This is a genomic window from Rahnella sp. JUb53 (assembly GCF_004346065.1).
GTDB classification, from domain to species: domain Bacteria; phylum Pseudomonadota; class Gammaproteobacteria; order Enterobacterales; family Enterobacteriaceae; genus Rahnella; species Rahnella variigena.
Window position 1 is genome coordinate 1 of the sequence record NZ_SLYT01000025.1, and the last position, 4,184, is coordinate 4,184.

General features: G+C 60.2%; 1 protein-coding gene. It reads right to left on the reverse strand.

Features of this window, described 5'->3' with window-relative positions:
- Positions 1 to 4,184: Ig-like domain-containing protein (locus EC840_RS25095; protein ID WP_132967447.1), on the reverse strand; the 4,184-nt coding region annotated here is incomplete at both ends.

Consider the following 4,184-nt stretch of genomic DNA (forward strand, 5'->3'; position numbering starts at 1 on the left):
AGATCGACGGTGACGTTGTTCGAGATGGTTACGCTGTTGCCGGACACGTCGGTGCCGGTCACGCTGATATTCAACGCACCCGCTGGCCAGTTCGCCACGTCGGCTGCCGGAACCGCCGCAGACCATGCGCCGTTCGCGCCAACGGTCGCCTGATAATCGACGCCGTTGATGGTCACGGTGACTGAACTACCCGCTGCGATATCGGTGCTGGTGCCGCTGACGATCTGGTTCTGCTGGATCTCGATGCTGTTGACGACATCGTCGCCCGCCACGGTGTTGATACGCAGACCCGGCAGACCGGCGTCGATGTTGATCTCGCGATCGTTGGTGCCGGTGTTGCCGTGCTGATTGGTGACTGATGCATTGATGGTCAGGTCACCGTCGCCAAATCCTTTCAGATCGGCAGAAGGTACGCTGACGCTCCAGCTCAGGTCACTTTGTACTTCAGCCGTATAGGTTTTGCCGCCCAAAGTAATGGTGACGGTATCGCCCGCCGCCGCATTGGTGACTTTGCCGCTGATCAGCTGATCGGCGTTGATTTCCGTCGCGTTAACGATGTTGTCAGTGGCAACCGGGCTGATGCTGACGGACGGCAGAGAACTGTCGACCAGAATGTCGTGCGTGGCGCTGCCGGTGTTACCCGCCGCGTCGGTGCTGCTGGCGGTCAGGGTGTAATCCGCTTCACCGAGTTTCGCGACGTCGGATGCCGGAACGTTCAGCGTCCACGCGCCGTTGCTGACGGTCGCAGTGTAGTTCTGGCCGTTGAGGTTCAGCGTAATCACGCTGCCGTCCGCGCCATTGCTGGTGCCGCTGACGGTCAGGGCTTCGCCTTTCTCGATGGCGTTGATCACGTCGTCGGCTGCAACGGTGTTAATGGTCAGAACCGGCGCAACGGTATCAACCGTGACGTCGTGCGTGACGGAACCGTCGTTGCCTGCGGCATCTTTGACGCTTGCGCTGATGGTGTAGGAACCATCGGTCAGCGTGCTGACTACGTTTGCCGGTACACCAACGCTCCAGTTGCCATTGGCATCCACGGCGGCAGTATAACTGTGGCCGTCGATTTCAACGGTCACCAGACCGCCAGCCGGAACGCCCGTGCTGCCACCGGAGATCAACAGGTTCTGCTGATGCTCCTGCGCGTTGATCACGTCGTCGGCGGAAACGGTGTTAATAGTCAGAGCTGGCGCAGTGATATCCACCAGCACCGAACCGCTGACGCTGCTGCTGTTACCGGCGACATCTTTCACCGTGGCATTCACAGAGTACGTGCCGTCGGTCAGCGCCGAGGCGTCCGCCGCCGGAACTGAAGTGCTCCAGCTGCCGTCGGTGCCAACGGTCGCGGTGTAATCTTTGCCGTTCAGGGTGATGGTCACCACCTGACCGGCTTCTGCCGTCGACGTGCCGCTCAGTACCACATCTGCGCCCGCTTCCGCGCTGTTCAGCACATTGTCACCGGCGATGGTGTTGATGGTGATGGCTGGCGCAACGGTATCAACCGTCACATCCTGTGCCGCACTGGCGCTGTTACCGGCAGTGTTGGTTACCGACACCTGAATTGAGGCATCGCCATCTTTCAGCAGGGTCATATCCGCAGCCGGAACGGTCAGGCTCCATGTCCCACCGGTTTGCACCTGAGTGGTGTAGCTGTGACCCGCAAAAATAACGGTCACCGTCTGACCAGCTTCAACGTTTAACGTAGTACCGCTCAGGGTTAAATCTGCCGCTTTCTCTGCGGCATTCAGCATGTTGTCAGTGGAAACCGTGTCGATGGCGATACTGACGCTGCTGAGATCAACGGTGATGTCATTGCTGATGGTGACGCTGTTGCCCGCTGTACTGGTGCCGCTCACAGAGACCGTCAGCTCACCGGCAGGCCAGTTCGCCACGTCAGCCGCAGGAACTGCCGCTGACCACTTGCCGCCTGCGCCGACGGTCGCCGCATAATCGACGCCGTTGATGGTCACGGTCACGCTGCTGCCCGCGGCCAGACCGGTGCTGGTACCGCTGACAATCTGGTTCTGATTAATTTCGATGCTGTTGACGATATCGTCGCCGGCAATGGTGTCGATGCGCAGACCCGGGATTGCCGCATCAATGACGATATCGCGTTCACCGGAACCGCTGTTGCCGCTGGTGTTGGTCACGCTGGCGGAAATGTTTAGACTGCCGTCGCCCATGGCGGCCAGATCGGCTGCCGGAACGGTCAGGCTCCAGGAGAGATCGTTCTGCACCTCTGCGGTGTAGGTTTTACCGCCCACGGTCACGGTGACGGTTTGTCCCGCTTCCGCGTGTGTGACGGTGCCGCTGATCACCTGATCCTGCGTGATTTCAGTGGCGTTGATCACGTCATCACCGGCGACCGTATTAATGGTCACTGCCGGGCTGTCGGACGAGGTTTGCAGCGTTTTAGCAGAAGAACCGCTGTTGCCATAAATGTCGGTGCCGCTGACGCTGACCTGATAAAGCGCCTGCCCCAGATTCGCCAGGTCGCTGGCCGGAATATCTGCACTCCAGACGCCGCCGTTGACGGTGCCCTGATAGTTCAGGCCGTTAAGCGTCACGATAACTGTCGCGCCATCAGCCAGCCCTGTCACCGTACCGGTGACAGTCAGCGTGGTCTGCGCTTCGGCAGCGTTAAGAATGTTATCGCCACCCGCCATGTCATTGATGACAAATACCGGCGCAGTGGTTTCCACCGTCACGTCACGACTGGCAGAACCGGTATTTCCGGCAGTGTCCGTAACCTTCGCGGTGATGGTGTAGCTGCCATCATTCAGGCCGCTGACCACATTCGCCGGAACCCCGACGCTCCAGTTACCCGAGCCATCACTGACCGCACGGTAATCGACGTTGTTGATGGTCACCGTGACCACAGAACCCGCGTCCACACCGCTTACGGTGCCGCTGATCACCTGCGCCTGGCCGTGTTCGGTGCTGTTGATGACGTTATCGCCCGCCACGGTATTAATCGTGACTTCCGGCGCGGTCAGATCAACCTGCGCGGTGCCGGTGGCGGTCGCCGGATTACCTGCGATATCGCTGACGCTGGCGGTCAGGGTATAAGAACCGTCGCCCAGATCGGAGAACACGCTGTTCGGCACGCCGGTTGTCCAGGTGCCGTCTGCGGCTACCGTCGCGGTGTAAGTTTCACTGCCCAGCGTGATAGTGACTGTCTGCCCGGCCTGCGCCGTACTGGTGCCGCTGAGTGTGACCTCAGTACCCGCATTGATGGCGGTCAGCACATCACTGGCGCTGATGGTTTGAATAGTTACCGTCGGTGCAGACGCGTCCACTTCGGCGGTATTCGCTGCACTCGCGCTGTTGCCCGCTACGTTGGTGACGCTGGCGGTTGCGGTCACGTCGCCGTCTTTCAGGCTGGTCATATCGCCTGCCGGAACCTTCACGCTCCAGCTGCCGTTGTCCTGCACAGTCGCGGTGTACGTATGACCCGCAAAGTTCACGGTCACGGTCTGACCGGCTTCGACGTTTTGGGTTGAACCGCTCAGCGTCAGGTCTGCCGCTTTTTCGGCGGCATTGATCATGTCGTCCACCGCGATGGTATCCACGGTGATCGCCACGCTGCTCAGATCGACGGTGACGTTGTTCGAGATGGTCACTGAGTTACCCGAAGCATCGCTGCCGGTCACGCTGATATTCAACGCACCCGCAGGCCAGTTCGCCACGTCCGCTGCCGGAACCGCCGCTGACCACGCGCCGTTCGCGCCAACGGTCGCCTGATAATCGACGCCGTTGATGGTCACAGTGACTGAACTACCTGCTGCGATATCGGTGCTGGTGCCGCTGACAATCTGGTTCTGATTAATCTCGATGCTGTTGACGACATCGTCGCCCGCCACCGTATCAATGCGCAGACCCGGCAGACCGGCGTCGATATTGATCTCGCGATCGGCGCTGCCGGTGTTGCCGTGCTGATTGGTCACGCTGGCGGAAATCGTCAGGTCGCCGTCGCCAAATCCTTTCAGATCGGCAGAAGGTACGCTGACGCTCCAGCTCAGGTCGTTCTGCACTTCAGCGGTGTAAGTTTTGCCGCCCAGCGTAAGGGTGACGGTATCGCCCGCCGCCGCGTTGGTGACCTTGCCGCTGATGGTCTGATCGGCGTTGATTTCCGTCGCGTTAACGATGTTGTCGGTGGCGACCGGGCTGATACTCACGGACGGCAG